This is a genomic window from Planctopirus hydrillae (assembly GCF_001707835.1).
Classification (GTDB): Bacteria; Planctomycetota; Planctomycetia; order Planctomycetales; family Planctomycetaceae; genus Planctopirus; species Planctopirus hydrillae.
The window spans coordinates 83,023-104,344 of sequence record NZ_LYDR01000063.1 but is presented as its reverse complement, the minus strand read 5'-3'; the positions used below and the strand labels follow the sequence as shown (position 1 = coordinate 104,344).

Below are 21,322 nucleotides of genomic sequence, written 5' to 3'. Positions count from 1 at the left end.
TCCACGAATTGACTCTCCTCATGGCAAAAACCTCTCATGCAAAGAATCTGCGGAACGAACTTTTGCGGGATGTTCCCGGATTAGCTGCCGCCGAAATGCTCTTTGATGCGCTCGGAGATGTGCTCTTCTGCGTGAAAGATGTGGAGAGGCGTTATGTGGCTGCGAATTCGGCTTTTGTTCGAGCGGCCGGGTTAAGGACTTTGAGCGAGTTGCTGGGAAAGACTGCCCAAAGTCTCTTTCCGTCAGCTTTGGCTGCTGGCTATGAACAACAGGATGACGCGGTACTTTCCACCGGGATGCCAGTCCATAACCGCCTGGAGATGGTGACGCGGACAGATGGTGCAATTGGCTGGTTTGTTTCTCAGAAAATTCCAGTCAGTGACGTTTCCGGGAAGATTGTCGCTCTGGCAGGAATCTCGCGCGATCTGGCGACGCCAGCCGATCAGGGGCAATCTTTGAATCCGATGGCTGAGGCACTTGACGCTTTAACAAATGATTTTGCTGAGCCGCTGCGCGTGATGGAACTGGCGGCAAAATCGGGTTTATCGGTCAGTCAGTTTGAGCGAAAGATTCGGGAAATGTCGGGCTTATCACCAAGGCAACTCCTGACAAAGGCGCGCATTGAGGCAGCCGCCATTGCCTTGAGACAATCGGCGATTCCTTTGCGAGATCTGGCGATCGAGTGCGGGTTCTACGATCAGGCGTCGTTCAGCCGACAGTTTCGCGAAGCGACGGGAACTTCGCCCGGTGAATATCGCAAAGCCTTTCAGCGGGAAGGCCAGGCTCAGGGTGAAAAGAGACTATGATGATCTGATACAAATTGTCTCAGGGGTTCACCATCAAGTTCGACGATTCTTCACTGCGAGAATCCGGGCCTTCGCTGATGATAAGCTGGCCGACGAGTTGCTCATCCGGAAAAAAGCCCATCAGATAGGTGTGGCGTCCTTGTCGAATGGTCACTTTCCGGGCGGAAGCCCCGGGATATTTCAAGTGGCCCCTGACTCCCCTGAGCTGTACCTCATGTTCGCCAACAGGTAGCGAAACTCTGGCCACTTGTATCTGATCCGGGAGCAGCGACCAGCAGCGGGTGTCAGCGGTTTCCGTCGCTTCCCAGGCCACTCCCAATGCGGAAAGTCCGACGCTCGCTGCCGACCAGGGGGAGGCATCGACACCTTCTTTGGCGGCGTAGATGACTCCCTTTTTGATCACTCGACGAGCCACTGCCTCAGCAATCACACGCGGAAAATGAGCCTCTGCCTGACGCTGCGCCATCTCGCCAATATCAAGGAGTGTTGCTGTTTCAGCAGAATGCTGGCCATCGACCACCAGTTCGACAGCTTGGATCGACGGTGTAAAAGTTCGTACCTTGGGAACTTTGACCGGTGCCAAAGTGGGTGGCAAACCTCGGTTCGAGTTATTCGAAATGATGCGGTCAGCAATCAGTAACGAGGCCTGAGTAGCGATCTCGGCGACTTCCTCCTTAATGGGGCCGCGGCCCACCATGGCAAATAGATACAAAGTCCCTTCGCCAGGGCGATGTGGCGATTCAAATTGTGCCCGCTGAAGATCGCTCTTGGCATCGCGAAAATCGGGTGCCCAGTTAGCGACCTGAATTCGTGCCTGGGCCGCTTCATCCAGTGTGAGCGGAGATTCTTCAGCCAGCATTGCGCGAATGTAAGGACCGATAGCGACTTGCTTATAGGCCAGAATCTCAGCTTCCTGCTCCTCATCGCGGGATTTGATCCGATCGATGATCTGCTGCTGCTTTTCGATGGTTTGCAGGGCATATGCCCCGGCATCTTCACCACCATGCATCAGACTGCTGAGAGCGAGAAAAGTACGGATCAGAACCTTCTCGTAGTCCTCACCGGCATAGGCACGGGCATTACTGTCCGCCAGCAGATTGCCGACTTCGTCGGCTAATGAAACCTGCTCGTAATGGTCGAATCGATCCCGTACTGTTCGCAGAAGTCGCTCGGCCGACTGGGGATCGCCTTGCGCCAGTTCGATGATCGCTCGATCGAGCTGTTTGACATCGTTATTCCGCAAACGCCGATCTTTGTGCCGGTCGATTTCTTCCAGAGCGACTGGCAGATTGTTGGCGTAAAACGATTCTCGAATGGCCATTGCCCGGGCAGCGTGCGAAGCACACCCTGAGGCCAGCCACAGCATAGCCCCCGGTATGAAAACCGTCGCAAGAATGCGATATCGCTCTTTCAGCAACAGCCAGCTCATGACGAAATGACCGGGAGGAATGGAAAGAAATGGTAATCCACGAGATGAGAATTCTCTCTCATCGATCAACCATAGTTCTTCAGCTTACCCAGTTGCGATTTATGGTATCCTTTGCGGATCTCAGCCGATTCTTTATCAGCAGTTCCGTTCTCGAGGTTGACCAGCTCCAGCGTTAACAGATAGTCGCGTTGATAGTTTTTCTCGTTGCTGCGTGTGGTACCTGAGGTAATGGTTGCAAAAAGTAGATAGTCGAATGGTTGTTCCAGCTTTTCCATCGTGGCGACGAACGTGCGACGACTGTTCGGCACGAACAGATCATCGGGGCGAAGTCCGCACTGCCGGAGTCCCGCTTCGACGTATCTCTGATTGATGACTTCAAAACTCTCTGAAGAGTTGATGCATGAATCGATCTTCTGGTAGATCTGGGCTTTGAAATCACCAATTTCTTCGGAGCTTTTGTTCTCGACCCCCGCGAAGCAGATTTTCTTTCGCAGAGGAAAGGCCATATCGCCGCCACTGGTGGGAAGCACAATTTCCTGTCGACCAAGAAGCTGGCCGACGGATGTCTGGATCAAAGGTTCCCACGTCTCAGCGCCAGCCGTATGGCTGCCCACCATGTCTTTGTCGTCTTCAGAAAGGATATGTGCCACCTGCTTGTTCCGGCACCCAAGCTGCGCGGCTGCGAACGACGTCATGGCCACCCAACCGGTATGAAGAAACGTACGACGTCTCATGATTGACCTCTCTGTGAGCTCCAGGGCAGAGCGTCGAGTTCAGATTTTTCTGAACCGTCCGCTCATCTTCACATACGAGAGTTATCACAAGTTCATCGCGAGGCAGAAGACGAGAATTGACCAGCCTCAGGTTAAGTTGCGGCGGAATCTGCCGCTGCCCACTCCGGGCGTGTGATCATGCAGGGAGCCTGCTCATGCAGTCTCACCGGGTCAGGATTTCTTCGGGAGGAGAGATTGAATGGCCTGTGTCAGCAGTTTCGGGAATTCACTTCCGCGAAAGTCATCAATGTGTCCGAGTGATGTGTAGAACGAGGTGCCGCCATCGGCACGCTGGAAAAGCCAGGCGACAGGTTGGGGTTGTTCGATCGTTTCTGCCCTGCCCCACACAAGAATCGTCGATTTTTCTTCCAGCGGTAGAACCTGATAGAGGCTGCCACCTGTGCGAAAGCTGTTCATCGGCAACCCTTTCAGGATACGGTGTTGGGCCTGCTCAGCGACGATGGTGGCAGTGGTTTTGAGTTCTGCACCATAGTGATTGGTGTAGTGGCCGCCGAAGACTTCGGGGTCGAGCAAGGGCCAGTCGATGGTTCCCTCGGGGGCAGGCTTATTGCGTAACGAGAAGGCATGGCTGGCTGTCCGAATGCCAACCACAGGCTTCCCCGCCGAGAGATAGTTGCGAATGATCTGCAGGTCACCCGGAATCAATGGATGTCTGCGCACGCTCAGCAGAAGGACATCAGCTTCAAGAACAGCATCTATTCCCGGAAAGTGATTTTGTGACTTCTCGTCGATATGCAGAATCGTGACACGAAAGTCTTTTCCCAGATGGCTGATTGCAAAGGCTGGCAGAGTTGTTGCTGTCTGATACTCAGGTTCGCCGATGAGCATCACGATGTGTGGGCGTTGATCGTCCTGGAAGCGAAATGGCTGCCCCCCCACGAGTTGATCGCTGGTGATCGTGGGGCACCAGTATTTCTCGATGTGCTCGACGACGAGATCCGTCCCCGTGAAGTGACTCACAAAGGGGGCCTTCGCCGGGTTATACATGGTGTCGGTCAAGTCGCGAATCAGTGCGACGTGGAACTTCTGATTGACAAGCTGGCGAATGGCGAAAGGGCGACCCAGAACGCACATGTTCGTATGCACGCCCGTGACCAGCACGTTCTCAATGCCTCTGGCCTTCAGCAGATTGTAGATCTCGGCTGAATCAGAAATCGCATCTCCTTCGGCGATCTCAATCGAAGCGATCTGCCGTGTCCAGGGATAGGGCATGCCCTTCTTCCAATTGGATTCGCCACCGCAGCCGCCATCGGAATCGTCAATCGGAAGTGGTGGTTCCTTCGATGAATCCAGTCCTGCCCAGCGCTGCAGCGGAGTCTCTGGTTTCGCGACAGGTGCTGTCTGGGCCAATCGCCTGGCGGGATGTTCTTCGTAAAACTTCATTGTGTCGCTGGGAGCATGAATGATCAGGACCCCTTGAGATCGCAGTTTTTGTGCCACCTGGTTCACTCGTGGTGCCAATTCGGCCACCCGCCTGGCCGCATTCGGGCAAGTGTGCTGATCCCACATATCACAAATGATCAAGGCTGTTTTCTGAGGATCCCAAAGAGCCTGCTGATTGGTCAAATAGTGATTGCCAGTGGAAGGAAGGCGATCGTCGCGACCTGTGGGCTCTTTGACTGCAACCGGAGTGCGGCTGCGTAATGTCAAATTCATGGAACCTGCATCTGCAACCTCGTTCAGTGCGAATAAACCGCAGAAGCTCAGCAAGTAAAGTGCTGCGGGCCAGATGAGCTTTCGAATCATGGTGAGACCTTCAATGATGCCGTGCATAAAGTTCCCTGATCATCAGCGGATCAAACCGGATCTTGCAAGATAAATTCAAGCTCAATCTCGTTGGGTAGCACCTTCTCCAACTCGTAAATTGAGATTCCGATTACTATCACTGTCGCAGGCATTCACGAAATGCTTCCAGCAAGCGACTCTGGAAGCGATAAGGGTTCCATGCGACGGCGACTGTCCGGGTCGGTTTTCTACCGGCAAACGAACGATAGACACGGCGGTCGCTCTGATCGAGCTGCCGCGCCATGGCCGGGATCATCGAGATGCCGTGTGAAAGTGAGACGAGTTCCTGCACCATGGCCAGTTGACTGATGCGTTCGACCGCTACAGGCTGAAAAGATCGTTGCCGACAAAACGAGACGATGTTATCCGAGAGGCAATGAGCCTCATCGAGCAGCACAAAGGGGAAAGGCTCCACGTCTGTGACCCGGATCTTGTCTTTCTCAACCAGTGGATGATCTGTCGGCAGCACCAGCAGTAATTCTTCCTCGAAAAGTTCTTCGACTTCCAGATACTTGGCCGGGACGGGAAGTGCGAGAACAGCGAGGTCGATTTCTCCCTGCGTGCAACTTTTCAGGAGAACATCTGTCGTGCTCTCCTGCACGAAGACCGTTGCCCGAGGAAATTTTTGGGAGAAACGGCGGAGGACAGTTGGCAGAAAATAGGGGGCAATGGTGGGAATGGCTCCAATCCGGACCCGGCCACTTTCTCCATCATCCATCAATTCTGATTTGGTGTCATCGAGTATGGAGAGGACCTGCTGGGCCCGCGATTGCAACAACTGGCCGGCATCGGTCAGTTCGACAGAGCGAGTCTTGCGCTCAAAAACCGGGCGACCAAACTCTTCTTCCAGCTTTTGAATCGATCTGCTGAGAGCTGGTTGAGAAATGTGAAGCGTTTCGGCCGCTCTAGTGAAACTTCCTTCACGAGCCACCTGCAGAAAATATCTTAACTGATCCAGATCCATCACAATTCTCACCCTTTGGATTCATGCATGAAATGCATGGAATATATCACAGGAATGCATTGGCTGTATTGAGTTCGGGTTGTCATAATCTTAAGTGTTGATGGATCAAAACCCAACAAATTCAAAATTGAAACGGGTTTCATATCACGGAGTGTGCAGATCGGCAGATGATTGGCTGTGTGCTTGTTCCCACAGATGGGCTGATGTGCTCAAGCCCATGGTGACAAGGCAAAACCTTGAAAGGAATGGACAATGACGAAGCATTCATGGTTGAGATCGATGCGACGGTCAATGGCAGTCACGGCACTGGCGGCGTCGTGTGGCTTGCTGGCCACCAGCGGGCTGGTGACAACCGCCGAAGATAAGGGGGCTGCGAAACCAGGTGCGGCCGGTGGCCAATGCCCCGTCATGGGGAATGTGAATCCGGCGTCTGCTCGGAACACTGCCGCGGGAGCCATGTCAAATCGCGACTGGTGGCCTGACCAATTGAATCTGTCGATTCTGCATCAGAATTCGGCGAAGAGTAACCCCATGGGGCCAAACTTCAATTATGCCGAAGAGTTCAGCAAACTCGATCTGGTGGCATTGAAGAAGGACATCAAAGAACTTCTCTCGACATCGCAGGATTGGTGGCCGGCTGACTTTGGTAATTATGGGCCTCTCATGATTCGTATGGCGTGGCACAGTGCCGGTACTTATCGAATCACCGATGGTCGCGGTGGTGCAGGATATGGCACACAGCGATTTGCTCCGCTGAACAGTTGGCCTGATAATGCCAACCTTGACAAAGCCCGCCGCCTGCTCTGGCCCATCAAGCAGAAGTATGGCAACAAGATCTCGTGGGCTGATCTGATGATTCTCACTGGGAATGTGGCCATCGAATCGATGGGTGGTGAAACACTCGGGTTTGCCGGTGGTCGTGAAGATGTCTGGGAACCTCAGGAAGATATTTATTGGGGCCCCGAATCCAAGTGGCTGGGAGACAGCCGGTACACGGGTGATCGCGTTCTTGAAAAACCATTGGCAGCCGTGCAGATGGGGCTGATTTATGTGAATCCCGAAGGCCCTGATGGCAAGCCTGATCCGCTGGCAGCTGCCCGCGACATTCGTGAAACATTTGCCCGCATGGCGATGAATGATGAAGAAACAGTCGCTCTGATTGCCGGCGGCCACACATTCGGCAAAGCGCATGGCGCCGCCACGCCGGAAGGTCATGTGGGCCCTGCACCCGAAGGTGCTCCTATTCAGGAACAGGGTCTGGGCTGGAAGAATACCTTCGGTAAAGGCAATGGGAAGGACACAATCACCAGTGGCCTCGAAGGTGCGTGGACTTCCACTCCCACACAATGGTCCAACGGTTACTTCGATAACCTGTTCAGCTACGAATGGGAATTGACCAAGAGTCCTGCGGGTGCCTGGCAGTGGACACCCAAAGAAAAAGCTGCACAGGGAACTGTCCCTGATGCTCATGACGCCAAAAAGTCTCATGCCCCGATGATGTTCACGACAGACATCGCTCTGAAGACCGATCCTGCCTATGCGAAGGTTTCGAAGAAGTTTCATGAGAACCCTGCCGAGTTCAAGCAGGCGTTCGCCAAGGCCTGGTATAAGCTGACTCACCGCGATATGGGGCCAGTCAGCCGCCTGCTGGGGCCTGAAGTCGCTGCACCACAGATCTGGCAGGATCCTGTGCCTGCGGTCAATCATGAGCTGATCAACGCTCAGGATATTGATTCGCTCAAGGGGACGATTCTCGCTTCCGAACTGACCATTCCTCAGATGGTGAGAACCGCCTGGGCTTCGGCGTCGACTTTCCGCGGGAGTGACAAGCGTGGTGGAGCCAATGGAGCCCGTATTCGTCTGGCTCCCCAGAAAGACTGGAAGGTGAATCAGCCTGCGGAACTGGCCAAGGTCTTAAAGGTCTACGAGCAGATCCAGAAAGATTTTAACTCGGCTCAGAAGACCAATAAGAAAGTTTCACTCGCCGACCTGATCGTGCTGGGTGGTTGTGCCGGAATTGAAGAAGCGGCCAAGAAGGCTGGAAATCCCGTAAAAGTTCCTTTCGTGCCTGGTCGTACTGACGCCACGGCTGAAATGACGGATGCGGAATCCTTTGCAGTCCTCGAACCCAAGGCTGATGGTTTTCGCAACTTCTTCGGGCATGATCTCGATCGTCGGGGTGAAGAACTGCTTGTCGATCGAGCTCAACTGCTGACACTGACTGCACCCGAAATGACAGTGCTGATCGGTGGTCTGCGAGTGCTCGACACGAATGTGGGCTTCCCGGGCATGGGGGTGTTCACCAAGAATCCTGGCACTCTCACCAACGATTTCTTTGTGAATCTGCTGGATATGAACACGACCTGGCAGACCTCGCCCATGTGTGAGCACTTCTTTGAAGGTCGCGACCGCAAGACGGGACAGGTCAAATGGACGGCATCATCGGTCGATCTGGTCTTTGGCTCGAACTCACAGTTGAGAGCGATTTCGGAAGTCTATGCCAGTGCTGACGGCAAGCAGAAGTTCCTGAATGACTTCGTCGCAGCATGGACAAAGGTGATGCATCTGGATCGCTTTGATCTGGATCCCAAGCTGAAAAAGGCCAACGTTCAGGCAGCTCTCGGTCAAAGATAGTTTGCACGAGATCGATCCAGGCCACTCGGGTTCAAAACCGAGTGGCTTTTTTTGTTAGGTGATCAGCAATCGGTCAAGCATTATAGATCCTTTATCAACGCACAAATCCCATGTTTACAGGGGAATCCTTCGTGAGCTCTAAAGCGATGTGGTCGAGCATGGAGATTCTGTTTTATCTAGGGCTGATAGTGTGTTCATTTGTTTGGTTGCCCAGATTTCCACGCGCCGTTGTCGAATTTTCTGCGATCTCTTTGGCGACCTGCTGGTTTGCTGCCTTCATCGGAGCCTCATTTCCAGTCGCTCTGAAACAGCGGGCTCCAAGCCTTCGGTTCTGGCGGGTGCTGTTCTGGCTTTCGATCATTTGTGGGTCGATCGGGTTTACGTTGCTCTTTCTCTGGTGGGAAAGACAAGCCCAACGTTCCCCAAATTTTCCCGGGCTGGGAGCCGTCATTTTCCTGGGAGTCGCCGCCATAATCTCCTGCGGCCTGTCCTTCGTGCTGGGATGGCTGATTCCGAGCGCCTCAGATGCTCACAAAGACCTTCATCGATAACTCGTTCATAAAGACACTCCAGAGCACTCAACTCGGCAGTTCCCAAGTGGATTGAAGCGGCGGGCATAGCAATAGTTCGATCAGTCACCATCGGATCAATCGATGTGTCTCGCAAAGTCCGGAACGATGATAGCCCATCGTTTGTACTTACGAATTCACGAGGAAGTGGCAGATGTCGCCGTCCTGCATGATGTAGGTCTTGCCTTCCACTCTCAGCTTGCCCGCAGCGCGGATCTCTTTTTCGGTTTTATATTGTTCGAGATCGGCCAGAGTGTAGATTTCTGCGCGGATAAAGCCTTTCTCAAAGTCGGTGTGGATTACGCCGGCTGCTTGTGGTGCTGTGGCTCCGACGGGGATTGTCCAGGCCCGCACTTCCTTTTCACCCGCAGTGAAGTAGCTTTGCTGGCCTAATGTGCGATAAGTGGCCCGGGCCAGAATGGCGAGTGCCGGTTCTTTCAGGCCGACCGATTCGAGCATTTCCGCTCGATCGGCTGGATCGAGTTCAGCCAGTTCCGCTTCGAGCTTCGCACACACGGGAACCACTTCTGCCCCGACTTTGGCAGCAAAATCCTGAAGCTGTTTGACGAGTGGCCCTTCGCCCAGAAGATCATTTTCGTCCACATTCGCCACATACAGGACGGGTTTGGCTGTCATTAAGCCGAATGAGCGGATGATCTTGGTTTCGTTCTCGTCGGCTTCAAGTTTTCTTAGTGGCTGATCGGTGGCCAGATGAGCTGTGCATTTCTTAATGACATCGACGCGCAGCTTGGCCTCTTTATCACCCGTGCGGGCTGCCCGTTCGGCTTTGGGCAGCGAGTTATCGAGCGTCTGCATATCAGCGAGCATCAGTTCCATTTCGATCGTTTCGATGTCGACCAAAGGGTTGACATCGCCCGCGACGTGCACGACATCCGGATCTTCGAAGCAGCGGACCACCTGAAGAATGGCGTCGACTTCGCGAATGTGGCTCAGGAATTTGTTACCCAGTCCCTGCCCTTCGCTGGCCCCTTTGACGATACCGGCGATATCAACCAGCTTGAGGGCTGCGGGGATCACCTTTTGTGGTGGGATGAATTTGGTGATCCGCTCGAGGCGGGAATCGGGGACGCTGACGATGCCTTCGTTCGGCTCGATCGTGCAAAAAGGGTAGTTTGCACTTTGAGCGGCTTTTGAGCATGTGAGTGCATTGAAGAGTGTGCTCTTGCCGACATTGGGGAGCCCGACAATTCCCGCTTCCATAATTGCGAAACCAATCTACACTGCATGAATTCTCTTGAACGGCCGTGCCCCACGGCAGACCACAGGTCAGTCGGCAGACTGACCACTGTAGTGGAGTGATATCACGCCCCATTCCGTTTTGCACGCCGGAGCATCGATTGGATTGTTCAGATCAAGCCGCCCCGATCGCGACAGATCAGCGATTTCTCATGAGCGATCGCGCTATTTCCAGTGGTGGTACGAACTTTTTCGACCTGCCAATGTCTCCCAGGTGGTGGCTGAAAAGCGGGCACCTGCAGACAATTGCCTGCGGGTTGTGGCCCGTTTCCGAGGAGCCGGGAGATTCTTTGCGTGAGGTGGTTCCGCTGGACGATGGCGATCGACTGACTGTTTATGCGAATTTTCCCAAAGAAAATACGTCTGTGGATCGCTCGGAAATCCCACTGACAGTGCTTCTGATGCCTGGCCTGTGTGGAGATCATCGCAGTGGGCTGATCCGTCGATTGACCAGCCAGTTGCTTCAGGCAGGCATTTCAGTGGTACGGATGAATCATCGCGGCTGTGGTGAACAGGAGATTCTCGCCCAAAGGCCTTATCATGCCGGACGCACGTCTGATCTACTGGCTGTGATCCACTGGTGGAAGCAATCCCCCTGGGCCATTGAGGCTTCAGGAAAACGTCGCAAGCTGGCCCTTTGCGGCATCTCGTTAAGCGGAAACATTCTGCTGAAAACAGTGGGTGTGGCGGCGCGAGAGTTACCGCCAGATGTTGTGTCGGCTCTGGCCATCAATCCGCCGATTGACCTCTCTCAATGCGTGAAGCAGCTTTCTGTGGGATTGAACTGGATCTATGACCAGTTCTTTGTCAGGCGTCTCTACGGAGAGCTTTCCCGAAGAACCGATGCCACCCGCTGGCCGAAAGAACTTCGACGCCCCAAAACTCTCCTGGAGTTTGACGAATTCTATACGGCTCCCCGCAGTGGATTTGCGAGTGCCGACGAGTATTACAGACTTTCCAGTGCTCGATCGACACTCGATCAGATTGAACTGGCCACGACCATCCTGACAGCACGGGATGATCCTCTGATTCCTGTGTCGATTTTCAGTGATGCGCAGGCTCGCTGGTCGCCTTCTACCCGGGTGGTCGTGGCCCGGTCTGGAGGTCATGTCGGTTATTTCGAAACTCGACAGGGTGGGAAAAGCGGCTTCTGGCTCGATGAGTTTGTGGCACATTGGGCACTCGGGGTGGCGGGTGGGCCAGTGAATCGACTTTAATGCCTTATCTATTCAGCAGTTGCAGCCACGATTCCCTGAAAAACTGTTCTCTGTTAAACTTTCCGCCGTTGACGGCCGAATGGCGATGGGTTTGAGGCGACTCCGGCAGGCGAAGAGTGTGATTTAAGCAAAGCGTGGCAACCGACGAACAGGAGGTTCGTGATGGGATATCTGATTGCGGCCTTATGGGTCGGTTGTGCTTTGCTGGCACTTCGTTTCTGGATGGGAATGGTCGAACAGCATCGACAGGTAACATTTGCGAAATTGCGGTTCGAAAGAGAAAAGGCTGAGCGGGAAAAAGCTGCTGCGGCTGCTGCAGAATCGAGGGACGCGGAATCCACACTGGCGGGACAAGCCAGGAAAGCCGCCTGAGTGATTGCAGAAGTATTGCCGTATTGTTTTGAAATCTGATTACAGAGTTGCGGTGGTTTGTATGTCGACGCTTCCTATTATCACATTGCCTACACAAGCACTATCGAATGATGGCTGCGAAGGTACTTCTACCGGTTCTCTCGAAGTCGCCACTTTGAATTCGGATGATTTAGCCGCTGCAGCCAGTGGAGATTCGGCAAGCGATGCTGCCAAAACTCAAGCAAGCACTGAACTCAGTCCTGATGAGCAAGGTGCGCCAGGTCAGCGAGACCATAACGGCAAGCTCTATATTGAAACCGTCGGCTGCCAGATGAATATGCTCGACAGTGAGTTGGTCGTGGCGGCTCTAAGGCGTGAGGGATACGAACTCACCAGCCAACCGGATGATGCCGATACGATTCTTTTCAACACCTGCAGTGTCCGCGAGCATGCTGAGCATAAAATTTACAGTGCTCTGGGTCGCCTCAAGCATGCCCGCAAGCAGCGACCGCAGCAGGTCATTGGCGTGATGGGCTGCATGGCTCAGAAGGACCAATCGCTGATTTTTGATCGGGCTCCGCATGTGGACATCGTCGTGGGAACTGGCCAGATGGCCGAGATCCCTGGGCTCATCAAAAATGCTCGGAAAGATCGCGAGCGGGCATTGGCCGTGAGTCTTGATCGCAAGGCGGGGACACGCCGGGAAGTGAGTGCCAGCTTTCAAAGCTACGATCCTTTGCGAGAACCGGAGATGCGGCCTTCGCCCTATCAGGCCTTTGTGCGGATCATGTTTGGTTGCGACAAGTTCTGCACGTATTGCGTGGTGCCGATGACGCGCGGGCCGGAGCAGAGCCGTTTGCCGTCAGAGATTCTGGCCGAAGTGGCTCATCTGGCGGGGCAAGGTGTCAAGGAAGTGACACTTCTGGGCCAGACGGTCAACAGCTACAAATGCGTCGAAAATGGCAAAACTTGGCGACTCTCTGATCTGCTGGCAGCCATGCACGAAACCCCCGGCATGCTGCGCTTCAAGTTTGTCACCAGCTATCCGCGAGACATGACCGATGATTTGCTGATTGCCTTGCGAGACCTGCCTAAATGCAGTCATTACATCCATGTTCCATTGCAGCATGGGTGTGACGACGTTCTCTCCCGCATGAAACGAGGTTACACCACGGCCCACTATCGCGAGATGCATCAACGGATCAAGGAGTATCTCCCGCACTCGGCAGTCTCAAGTGATTTCATTGTGGGCTTTTGTGGTGAGACCGAAGAAAGCCATCAAAAGAGTCTGGAGGCGATTCGCGAATACCGCTTCAAGAACAGTTTCATTTTCAAGTACAGCGAACGACCGGGAACGAAAGCCCAATCACTCTTCCGGGATGATATTCCCGATGACGTGAAGAAGCGTCGAAATCAGGAACTGCTGGAGCTTCAGAACGAGATCAGTGAAGAGGACAACGCGGCGTTTATCGGGCGGGAGGTGGAAGTCCTGGTGGAAGGTCCGAGTAAGAATGCCATCAAGAAAGCTGACAGTTCGCTCAAAGAACAACTGACCGGCCGCACCCGCTGTGACCGCATTGTAGTCTTTGACGGCAATCCCAGGCTGGCGGGGAGCCTGGCGCAGGTAGTGGTTCACGATGTCACACCCACGACACTGGTGGGTTCGATACTGACGCGCGAAGTCCAGCATGGCAGCAGTTCCCTGCTGCCGATTCTGGTTTAGCTTACCCTTTGCAGTTTTTTCTTTGTTTCTAACGCACGAAAGCTATGCTCTCAGGCGCTTTCAAAAACTTTTTGAAAAAATGTTTTTGAAATCACAGGTTCGGACGATAGAGTGCTCGGAAAGTCAATGACGCTGAGTTTTTAGGTTTCGAGGTTATTGAGTCGCAGAGGGGCCAGAATTCAATCATGACAAAGGTGAGCACCAAAAAATCCAAAAATCAGTCTGTGGCAAAATCGCCCAGCGGATTTATGGATGAGGCTGCCGCTGTGATGTCCTCGCTCAATTATCAAGTGGCTGCAATTCTTAGAGCGCTGGGAGGAATCAAAAAAGCAGGAGATCTTGAGCGGCTGATGGACTTGGATCGGACGCTTTCCTGGCAATTGCTCAAGATCGCTGAAGCGAAGGTTCCTTTGGAGGCTGCGGCCAGTGTTCCTTCGCGAGTCTCGATCAACCGGTTCGTTGAAGGTTCAAGAGTTCGCGGGGTCAATGAGAAGCTGCTCGATGGATTACTTTCGGCTTACAACCAATTTGAAACACTCGTCGAACGGCATGCGGGAGATCGAGTTTGCTTCAATTCGATGGTTTCAGCGGTCGGCGCGCGAGATGGCTGGCATGCTGCCGAACTTCAACATCGTCGGAATGTTTTTCGGGGTATGAGTCACATGCTGGGTGTGCAGGCCCAGACGCTCATTCGCTGCGGGATCATTCAGAAGTCGAAGGAGCATTCCGGAGTAGTGAATTTGATTATGGTGGGCGGCCTCGTCGACCTGAGACTGCTTTGGGAGATTGAACGCGTTAATGTATTTCGCTCCCGTACTGTCGGAAATGGCCCGGGGGCAAATCATCGCAAAGGAATTCGCCGGACGAATCTGGCCGGGACAGAAGAATTGGGTAGCTATTTGTTGCAGGATTTCTGTTCGCAGCCAGCCCCCGATGTGGAGATGGTTTTTGGCGAAGCTGGCTGGATTTATGGAAATCTGCTGCACGGTAACGTGGGAGCCACGGGGGAGTCTACGCTTTTTTTTGGAGTGAACTACGGCAACATCCCTGATCCGACAGGTCAGGAAGGTGTGGTTGGTTCACGCTGTGTCATGGATCTGCCTGTCAAAAGCTATGTGACCGACCTGCTGGTCGAGCCCGGCTTTGCCGATGATTGGGAGCCCAATGTGCAGGTTCTGGTTGGTGGTTCTTCGAGCGATCAGCCTTCTCCGCCCGGGATTGAGCGCAATCTTCCCACGCAACTTCAGATGGAAAATCTGGGGGTTGGTCCCAGTGTGATTCGAGAGTATCCAGGTTACTCCTCTATGATGAGAACCATTACGACTGGTGCTGGTTATGACATCGATCAATACACTTGCTGGCGACTCCGTGTCGATTATCCACTGTACGGTTGCGAAATCATCGGCGAACTGATCGACCCTCGGCGTGCCAATTAAACAATCTTCCAAAACAGGCTTCTCGACAATTGCTCAAAGTCAGTCCTTAAGGCGCTTTTGAAAACAATTTTTGTAGACATAACATCCTCAGGATTCATTGCAGTTCCACTTTCGATTGTTCTCTGGATCGCGCTCATCTATTCGTGGTGTTTTTCTCTGTCAAGGATCTCATGATGACTCTGTATTCTGTCAATTCGGGAAGACGGCGGGACCGCCGCGGCTTCACTCTCATTGAACTTCTGGTGGTGATCGCCATTATCGCGGTACTCATTGCCTTACTGCTGCCTGCGGTTCAGCAAGCCCGTGAAGCAGCGAGAAGAACCCAATGTCGTAATAATTTGAAGCAATTAGGATTAGCTCTGCATAACTACCATTCAACACATGAGGTTTTCCCACCTGGGGTTCTGTATCCAGCAGTTTCGGTGAATCTTAATCTGGAGGGAACACGCCGTAATGGAGTTGGCTGGGGGACCTTTCTCCTCCCGTATGTCGATCAGGCACCGCTCTATAATCGATTTGACTTTCAGTCGCCATGGACTGCGATTAGTGGGCTCCCTCGAACGGTACTCCCAGTCTTTGTCTGTCCCTCAGATACAGGTCCAGCGATCAATCCATGGTATTCTGACGCCTCGAACCTTGCTCATGGAGCAGCAACAGAAGATCAACGGCTTGCGAAATCGAACTATGTGGCTTGTACAGGAGCAAACCCTAACAATACCTCTATTTATTCGCGTGGTTCGACGACTGCCGGCGTTTCCCACTATCAGAGCGCAACGAAGATCGCATATGTACTCGATGGGACAAGCAATACCATCTATCTCGGTGAACGAGATTGTGTTCGCACGCGCGGGACTGCACCCAACAACTCGGGCGGTGCGCTATGGGTTGGAGCTCCACAAGTAGCAATTGCTGCTGGCATTCAGCATAACCACGCTCGAGTCCCGGATACGTTGGCGAGCGTTACCCTTTGGAACCCTAATACTGGGTCATATCCCACAGATATTTTTAACAGCCAACATGTGGGTGGCTCTCACTTCCTCATGTGTGACGGGTCAGTGAGATTTGCGAGTCAAAACATGGATTGGCAAACACTCAGTTGGCTGGCTCGTAAGGCTGATAACAATGCCGTAGGTGATTGGTAATCCGCATCCTGCTTTCGCAAATGCATGTAAAGATATGTTGTGAAGGGAGGCTTGATGTTATTGAACCCCTGGATTCGATGGGGAGGGCTGTGTGTTCTCTCAATGCTGATTTTTACCATAATTGGTATTAGTTTTGGTCCTAAGACGTTCCAATATGTGCCGGTTCGCGGAAAAGTGACGCTGAATGGTGTGCCAACCGAGAAATTGACCGTGATTTTCGCACCGGTGCGAAACGGTCGGTCCGCCATGGTAGGTGAACTTTCATCTGCAGTTACTGATTCCAACGGCAATTTTGAACTACGTACTGCGGGCTCGAAAGTACTTGGTGCGGTTCCTGGTGGTCACACTGTCGCAATCGTCAGTGAAGTTCGAGATATTGATCGGGATCTCATCCTCGTGAAGGAGTATCTGCCTAAAAGATATCACGAAGAGACGACTTTGACTTTTGAGGTGCCCTACGATGGTACTGATTTCGCGAATTTCGAGTTGAGTATCCCTGAGCTTACAAAATTCAGGAATTGAAGTAGCTATATTTGAAAAAGCTGACAGATCGAGCCACTACTTGAACCGGCTCGATCTGCCAGTGTTTTAGTCAAGAGTTGCTACCGCACCAGTTTGGCGATGTGGTCGACCACTTCTTTAACGGGCAGGCGGATCTGTTCCAGGGTATCGCGGTTGCGGATGGTGACTGTGTCGGCGGACATCGTGTCGCCATCGACTGTGATGCAGTAGGGTGTGCCGATTTCATCCATACGGCGATAGCGTCGGCCAATGGCAGCCTGTTGATCGTAGGCGGCCGTAATCCCTGCCCGCTTGAATTCGCGGTAGATTTCGGCTGCTTTTTCGGGCATGCCGTCTTTCTTGATCAGCGGGAAAATCGCGACCTTGACGGGGGCGAGTCGTGGGTGCAGTTTCAGCACGACACGTTCCTGCATCTCGCCCTTTTCATCCGGCTGTTTGTCTTCGTGATAGGCTTCGCAAAGAAATGCCAGCGTCGCCCTGTCACAGCCAGCGGCTGGTTCAATAACATGCGGTAAGTACCGCTCGCGCGACTGGTCATCGAAGTACGAAAGATCCTTGCCACTTCCCAAGTATTTGGGTTTGCCGTCGGCTCCCGCTTCGACAACCAGTTCGTTCCCCTCTTTGCGAAGCTTACCCTGAGAGTGTGAGCGCAGGTCGAAATCGCCGCGATGGGCGACCCCTTCCAACTCTCCATATTCACCAGCCGGCAGAAATGGAAAGGCGTACTCCACATCGGCGGTTCCAACAGAGTAGTGCGCCAGTTCTTCGTGAGTATGCTCGCGAAGAATGAGCTTATCGCTCGAAATGCCCAGATCGGTGTACCACTTATAGCGGCGGTCGCGCCAGTAGGTGTACCAGGCGAGAGAATCCTGCGGATGACAGAAGAATTCCACCTCCATCTGCTCGAACTCTCGCGAGCGGAAGGTGAAGTTGCGAGGAGTGATCTCGTTACGGAAGCTCTTGCCAATCTGCGCAATTCCGAATGGGATTTTGACCCGGCTCGAATCGCAGACGTTCTTGAAGTTGACGAACATCCCCTGAGCCGTCTCCGGACGAAGGAAGGCGGCATCGTCTTCGGTTCCCAACGCGCCGAGGGTGGTCTTGAACATCAGGTTGAAGTCGCGCGGCGTGGTTAATGTTGCCTTGCTGCGAGCATCAGGCGCAATCACGTCAACGAACTGCTCAACCGGTGGCAGCGATTCAATTTCTGAGACGAACTTCAATTTACCGGCATCTTTACTGCGGAGCCCGAAGTACTGCAGCGCCTTCTTTTCGATATCGTCATTCCGCTCGTCGATTTCGGCCATCGTCGTGATGAAGACTCGCTCGGGAGCGGCGCCTTCCGGGATTTCGCCCTGCACACGTTTAACGCTTTCGATCCAGCGGCCCTTCACATGATCGAGCCGATATCGTTTGCGCGATTCTTTGCAATCGACCATTTTGTCGCAGAAGAGGTCGAAGTGTCCCGAAACTTTCCAGACCTGCGGGTGCATGATGATTGATGTTTCGACACCCACCATGTCGAAGGTCGAAGGAGCGCCTGCAGGAATTGAGAGTTCGTCGTGCCGGGTGATCATGTCATCCCACCAGGCCTGGCGAACATTCCGCTTCAGTTCGACACCCAGCGGTCCGTAATCCCAAAAACCGTTGAGTCCACCGTAGATTTCGGAAGACTGGAACATCAGGCCACGCCGCTTGGCGAGGGCGACAATCTTATCCATGCTGTACTGGGTCATTGAAGCTGTTCTATCATGCAAAGGAAACAAAGAGACTGATGTGACAAATCGTCGCCGAGTTCGGGCGCAAGTGCCAGCCAAGGCTGAAGAATCATGGGAAGTTTTGAGCAACCCGGCGTTCCGGTCAAGGCAACTTGCCGATTGTTCGCTGAGCCAGAGCGTTTTGTAGCATTCGGAACTACCTGGCCACTGGGATGGTTGTTTTGAGCGTGGCTTCAAGATCGGAAAGCAAAAGCGGAGCCGAGTAAACGAACGTTTCACTTTCGGTGAGAGGATTGGCAAAAGTGAACTCGGCCATGGTGATCCCCGCAGCGGCCTGGGTGACATTCAATTCCACAAATGGCTCGAGGGTGCCAGTTTTGCCGCGTTTGATCCATGCCTGACGGTGGAACACCCAGGCACGGTGCGATTCGAAGGCCGGGCCGCTCACGTCGTATGCGGTTGAAAGTTCGATTGTCGCAGGTTTTGTTTCGGGTGCTGAGACAGCTCGAATCGTGATGGTCACTCCGCCACGACGAATCGATTGGCCAGGTTTGAGTCGATTCGCCGCAAAATCAAACTCTTGCTTCACGAGGCCGGTGTGAATCAATGCTTTGCCGGAAATCTGATATTCGCTGGGGATTTTGCCTTCCGGCAGGATGGCATCGATGGTGAACGTCGTGCCCTGCTGAACAGAGCCAGCCACAAGTTCATATCGAGCGGAAGGGTTCCACAAATTCAATTTTTCAAGGGCTGGCTCCTTTTCGCCGGCGGTCTTAACCAGAGCGTTCACCTGCCAGTCCTGGCTGTTGACAAACACAAAGAGTGGATCAAGTCGAGGTTCCGTTCGGACTCGAATGTGAAGTCTGGCGATGGAACCAGGCGTACCACTGAGTGGCTTCTGTTCGATCGACTCGACACTCCAGGCAAAGGGCCCAGAGGGAATGACGGATCTCTCTGCCGCTGATTTCGTCGAGGAGATGAGCGTTAACGTCGAGCCCATGGAATCGGGATCGATGGCCAGGTCGGACACCTCGAGCAGGTTGGCGATCGCTTCCCAGAACGTCAGACCCTGCCAGTTGACGGTGTATGTCGTTGCGGGTGAATTCTTCAATAAACGGACTGGATTGGACGTTTGTTGCAAAAACTCGGCTTCGAGACGATTGGCGGTGAACGTTCCCGAAAGAGTGATACGCGAAGGTTGTGCGGCTTCACGGGCACGTAACATCTCTAACTGCTGGCGCACACGACGTAATGCATCACGGCTGGAAGCATCTCCCAGAACTTCAGGAGATGGAAGAAATGGCAAAGCCTCCGGCCCCAATTCAACCAGACCTTTTTCGGCAGTCTGGCGAATTTCGAGTTGCCGGGATGAGAGCTGTCGAATCTTTTGTGCAACAAGAGCAGGAAGCTGAGGATCACTCATCTGGAGAGGTTCGGCGGGGCGAATCTCGCCCGCATCAGTCTGTTCCCATGAAATCTGTTCCCATGAAAACAGTGCCAGCGTCAAAATCGATAGAATCGATAAATGTCGATAAAACCCAGTGTCGGGCATGTTTCTTTCCTTGAAGACGTGGCCAAAACCGTCCTTGATCGCTCGAGTTGAGCGTATTCATCAACTCCAGAACGATGGACTTTTGGGACGTTCCTCTGACGAACTGCGAAATCGTGCGGCTTGTGCTCGAATAAAAACTAGATTGTTTTTTGGGGCGACAGGTTTGCTGACCATTGCCATCTTCGGAGAGTCCCTCCCTGCCCTCTGCAACATTCTCCTCGATCATACGCAAAGGATGCGACGATCAGGAGAAGATTTACAAGATCTGGCCGAAGAATGATCAAGGGCGTTATGCCAGAAAGTTTCACATCAAAGCACCCTGCAGCACGAGTGGTTCCTATGTTTCGCGCGTCTTTGTGGGCCTGCTGTGTGTGGTTGTCTTTCTCTGCTGGATTAGCAGCCGATGATCGCTCATTGGAGATTTTGTACGAAGGAGCGACGTTGCGCGGGCGCGTGATTGCCAGGGATTCGGTTCAATGCTGGTTTCAGTTGGCCGATGGTTCTCAACGATTGGTCGATCTTGCCCGAGTGAGTCGTTATCAGGTATTGCCGGGCGAATTTTCGCCCATGACAACGGTCGAGATGAAGAGTCAGCTCGTGCGGGAATGGCCAACTCTGCGTGTGGCAGCGACAGATGGGTTGATCGTGGCTGCACCTGCGGGTGTGGAAAATGAACTGAAGGAGTTGTTCGACGAAGTTCGCCGCGATTTTGTGGGCTGGTTGAGTGTGTATGGCCACACTCCCGCGCCACTGGAGTTTCCGCTCGTAGTTATCATGCCGTCCCGACAGGCTGAGTTTGATCAACTGGTGCAGATTCGCCCCCGAAAAGCGAGGGAAAATCTGGCAGGGGTTTATCTGGTCGAGAGTAATCGAATAGTGCTCTCGCCTGGTGAAAAGCATCAATCGTTGCGTGAACGTCATGCCACACTCATCCACGAAGCGGTTCACCAACTGGCTTTCAATTATGGTCTGCATTCGAGAATTGATCCGGGGCCTGTCTGGATGATTGAAGGCTTAGCCATGGCTTTCGAGAATGACGCTCTACGAAAAAGAGATCGGCAAGCGAGTGCGTGGGATCGCATCAACCGGGAGAGGTATCTGCACTTTCGAGCCATTCAACAGAAGTTGCCTCGGGGCTGGTTGCGAGCTTTGATCGAAGGTGATGATCTCTTCGAAGCCCGAGCTCTGGATGCTTATGCCCAAGCCTGGGCGGTGACATACTTTCTGCTGGAAACGAGGCCCAGCCAGTATGTCCGGCTGCTGACGACCTTCGATAAAACGGATCCAAAGATCGACAAGTCGATCACTTCCCGGCGGCTGCGACACGTCGTGGAAAATCTAGGAAAAGAGCCTGAAAGCCTCGAAATCGAGATCAAAAGGTTCTTTGAGGAACTTTCTCCCCGCAGTCGATAAGGGGGCGTTG

The 21,322-nt window shown here is 53.3% G+C and carries 16 protein-coding genes; 9 read left to right on the top strand and 7 right to left on the bottom strand.

All coding sequences use genetic code 11. The features are described from left to right. Positions 1-20 precede the first annotated feature (20 nt). On the top strand, positions 21-806 hold the full coding sequence (locus tag A6X21_RS07945) for an AraC family transcriptional regulator (RefSeq protein WP_068847065.1): 786 nt from the start codon (positions 21-23) through the stop codon (positions 804-806). A gap of 19 nt (positions 807-825) precedes the next feature. Here A6X21_RS07945 and A6X21_RS07940 read toward each other — a convergent pair whose 3' ends face one another. The 4 genes from A6X21_RS07940 to A6X21_RS07925 all read right to left on the bottom strand — a co-directional run bounded on the left by A6X21_RS07940 (position 826) and on the right by A6X21_RS07925 (position 5,778). Beyond that, the gene (locus A6X21_RS07940) at positions 826-2,235 is read right to left on the bottom strand and encodes a COG3014 family protein (RefSeq protein WP_068847443.1); all 1,410 of its coding nucleotides are present in this window, start codon (positions 2,233-2,235) and stop codon (positions 826-828) included. Positions 2,236-2,300: 65 nt separating this feature from the next. Beyond that, positions 2,301-2,969, bottom strand: a complete 669-nt coding sequence (locus tag A6X21_RS07935) for an LpoB-related protein (RefSeq protein WP_068847064.1) — start codon at positions 2,967-2,969, stop codon at positions 2,301-2,303. A 210-nt stretch (positions 2,970-3,179) separates the two neighbouring features. Beyond that, positions 3,180-4,802, bottom strand: coding sequence for a ThuA domain-containing protein (locus A6X21_RS07930; RefSeq protein WP_068847063.1), 1,623 nt, complete (start codon positions 4,800-4,802; stop codon positions 3,180-3,182). 109 nt (positions 4,803-4,911) lie between these two features. Continuing rightward, a complete protein-coding gene (locus A6X21_RS07925) occupies positions 4,912-5,778 on the bottom strand; it encodes a LysR family transcriptional regulator (RefSeq protein WP_068847062.1) in 867 nt (288 codons plus the stop codon). Positions 5,779-6,030: 252 nt separating this feature from the next. On the opposite strand from A6X21_RS07925, the gene katG reads away from it, so the two are divergent. Continuing rightward, on the top strand, positions 6,031-8,412 hold the full coding sequence (katG, locus tag A6X21_RS07920) for a catalase/peroxidase HPI (RefSeq protein ID WP_068847061.1): 2,382 nt from the start codon (positions 6,031-6,033) through the stop codon (positions 8,410-8,412). A 698-nt stretch (positions 8,413-9,110) separates the two neighbouring features. Here the strand turns inward: katG and ychF are convergent. Next, the gene (gene ychF / locus A6X21_RS07910) at positions 9,111-10,202 is read right to left on the bottom strand and encodes a redox-regulated ATPase YchF (RefSeq protein WP_068847059.1); all 1,092 of its coding nucleotides are present in this window, start codon (positions 10,200-10,202) and stop codon (positions 9,111-9,113) included. Positions 10,203-10,390: 188 nt separating this feature from the next. On the opposite strand from ychF, the gene A6X21_RS07905 reads away from it, so the two are divergent. The 6 genes from A6X21_RS07905 (at position 10,391) to A6X21_RS07880 (ending at position 16,629) form a co-directional block, all read left to right on the top strand. Beyond that, positions 10,391-11,455: a YheT family hydrolase gene (locus tag A6X21_RS07905; RefSeq protein WP_131818246.1), complete on the top strand. Its 1,065-nt coding sequence runs from the start codon at positions 10,391-10,393 to the stop codon at positions 11,453-11,455. A 162-nt stretch (positions 11,456-11,617) separates the two neighbouring features. Next, positions 11,618-11,827, top strand: a complete 210-nt coding sequence (locus tag A6X21_RS07900) for a hypothetical protein (RefSeq protein ID WP_068847057.1) — start codon at positions 11,618-11,620, stop codon at positions 11,825-11,827. A gap of 61 nt (positions 11,828-11,888) precedes the next feature. Continuing rightward, the gene (miaB, locus tag A6X21_RS07895; RefSeq protein WP_240490201.1) at positions 11,889-13,529 is read left to right on the top strand and encodes a tRNA (N6-isopentenyl adenosine(37)-C2)-methylthiotransferase MiaB; all 1,641 of its coding nucleotides are present in this window, start codon (positions 11,889-11,891) and stop codon (positions 13,527-13,529) included. A gap of 185 nt (positions 13,530-13,714) precedes the next feature. Beyond that, entirely contained in the window at positions 13,715-14,965 is a 1,251-nt protein-coding gene (locus A6X21_RS07890; protein WP_068847056.1) for a hypothetical protein, read from the top strand. A gap of 173 nt (positions 14,966-15,138) precedes the next feature. Next, complete coding sequence (locus A6X21_RS07885) at positions 15,139-16,107, top strand: DUF1559 family PulG-like putative transporter (RefSeq protein WP_068847439.1); 969 nt, start codon at positions 15,139-15,141, stop codon at positions 16,105-16,107. 54 nt (positions 16,108-16,161) lie between these two features. Further along, complete coding sequence (locus A6X21_RS07880; RefSeq protein WP_068847055.1) at positions 16,162-16,629, top strand: transthyretin-like family protein; 468 nt, start codon at positions 16,162-16,164, stop codon at positions 16,627-16,629. Between the two features lie 80 nt (positions 16,630-16,709). On the opposite strand, the gene A6X21_RS07875 is transcribed toward A6X21_RS07880, so the two are convergent. Together A6X21_RS07875 and A6X21_RS07865 are read right to left on the bottom strand one after the other, a co-directional pair. Continuing rightward, positions 16,710-18,365: a glycine--tRNA ligase gene (locus tag A6X21_RS07875; protein ID WP_205847416.1), complete on the bottom strand. Its 1,656-nt coding sequence runs from the start codon at positions 18,363-18,365 to the stop codon at positions 16,710-16,712. Between the two features lie 178 nt (positions 18,366-18,543). Then, positions 18,544-19,899: a hypothetical protein gene (locus tag A6X21_RS07865; protein WP_068847053.1), complete on the bottom strand. Its 1,356-nt coding sequence runs from the start codon at positions 19,897-19,899 to the stop codon at positions 18,544-18,546. Positions 19,900-20,238: 339 nt separating this feature from the next. Here A6X21_RS07865 and A6X21_RS07855 point away from each other — a divergent pair, with 339 nt between their 5' ends. Further along, positions 20,239-21,312, top strand: a complete 1,074-nt coding sequence (locus A6X21_RS07855; protein WP_165603722.1) for a DUF1570 domain-containing protein — start codon at positions 20,239-20,241, stop codon at positions 21,310-21,312. Positions 21,313-21,322: the final 10 nt, after the last annotated feature.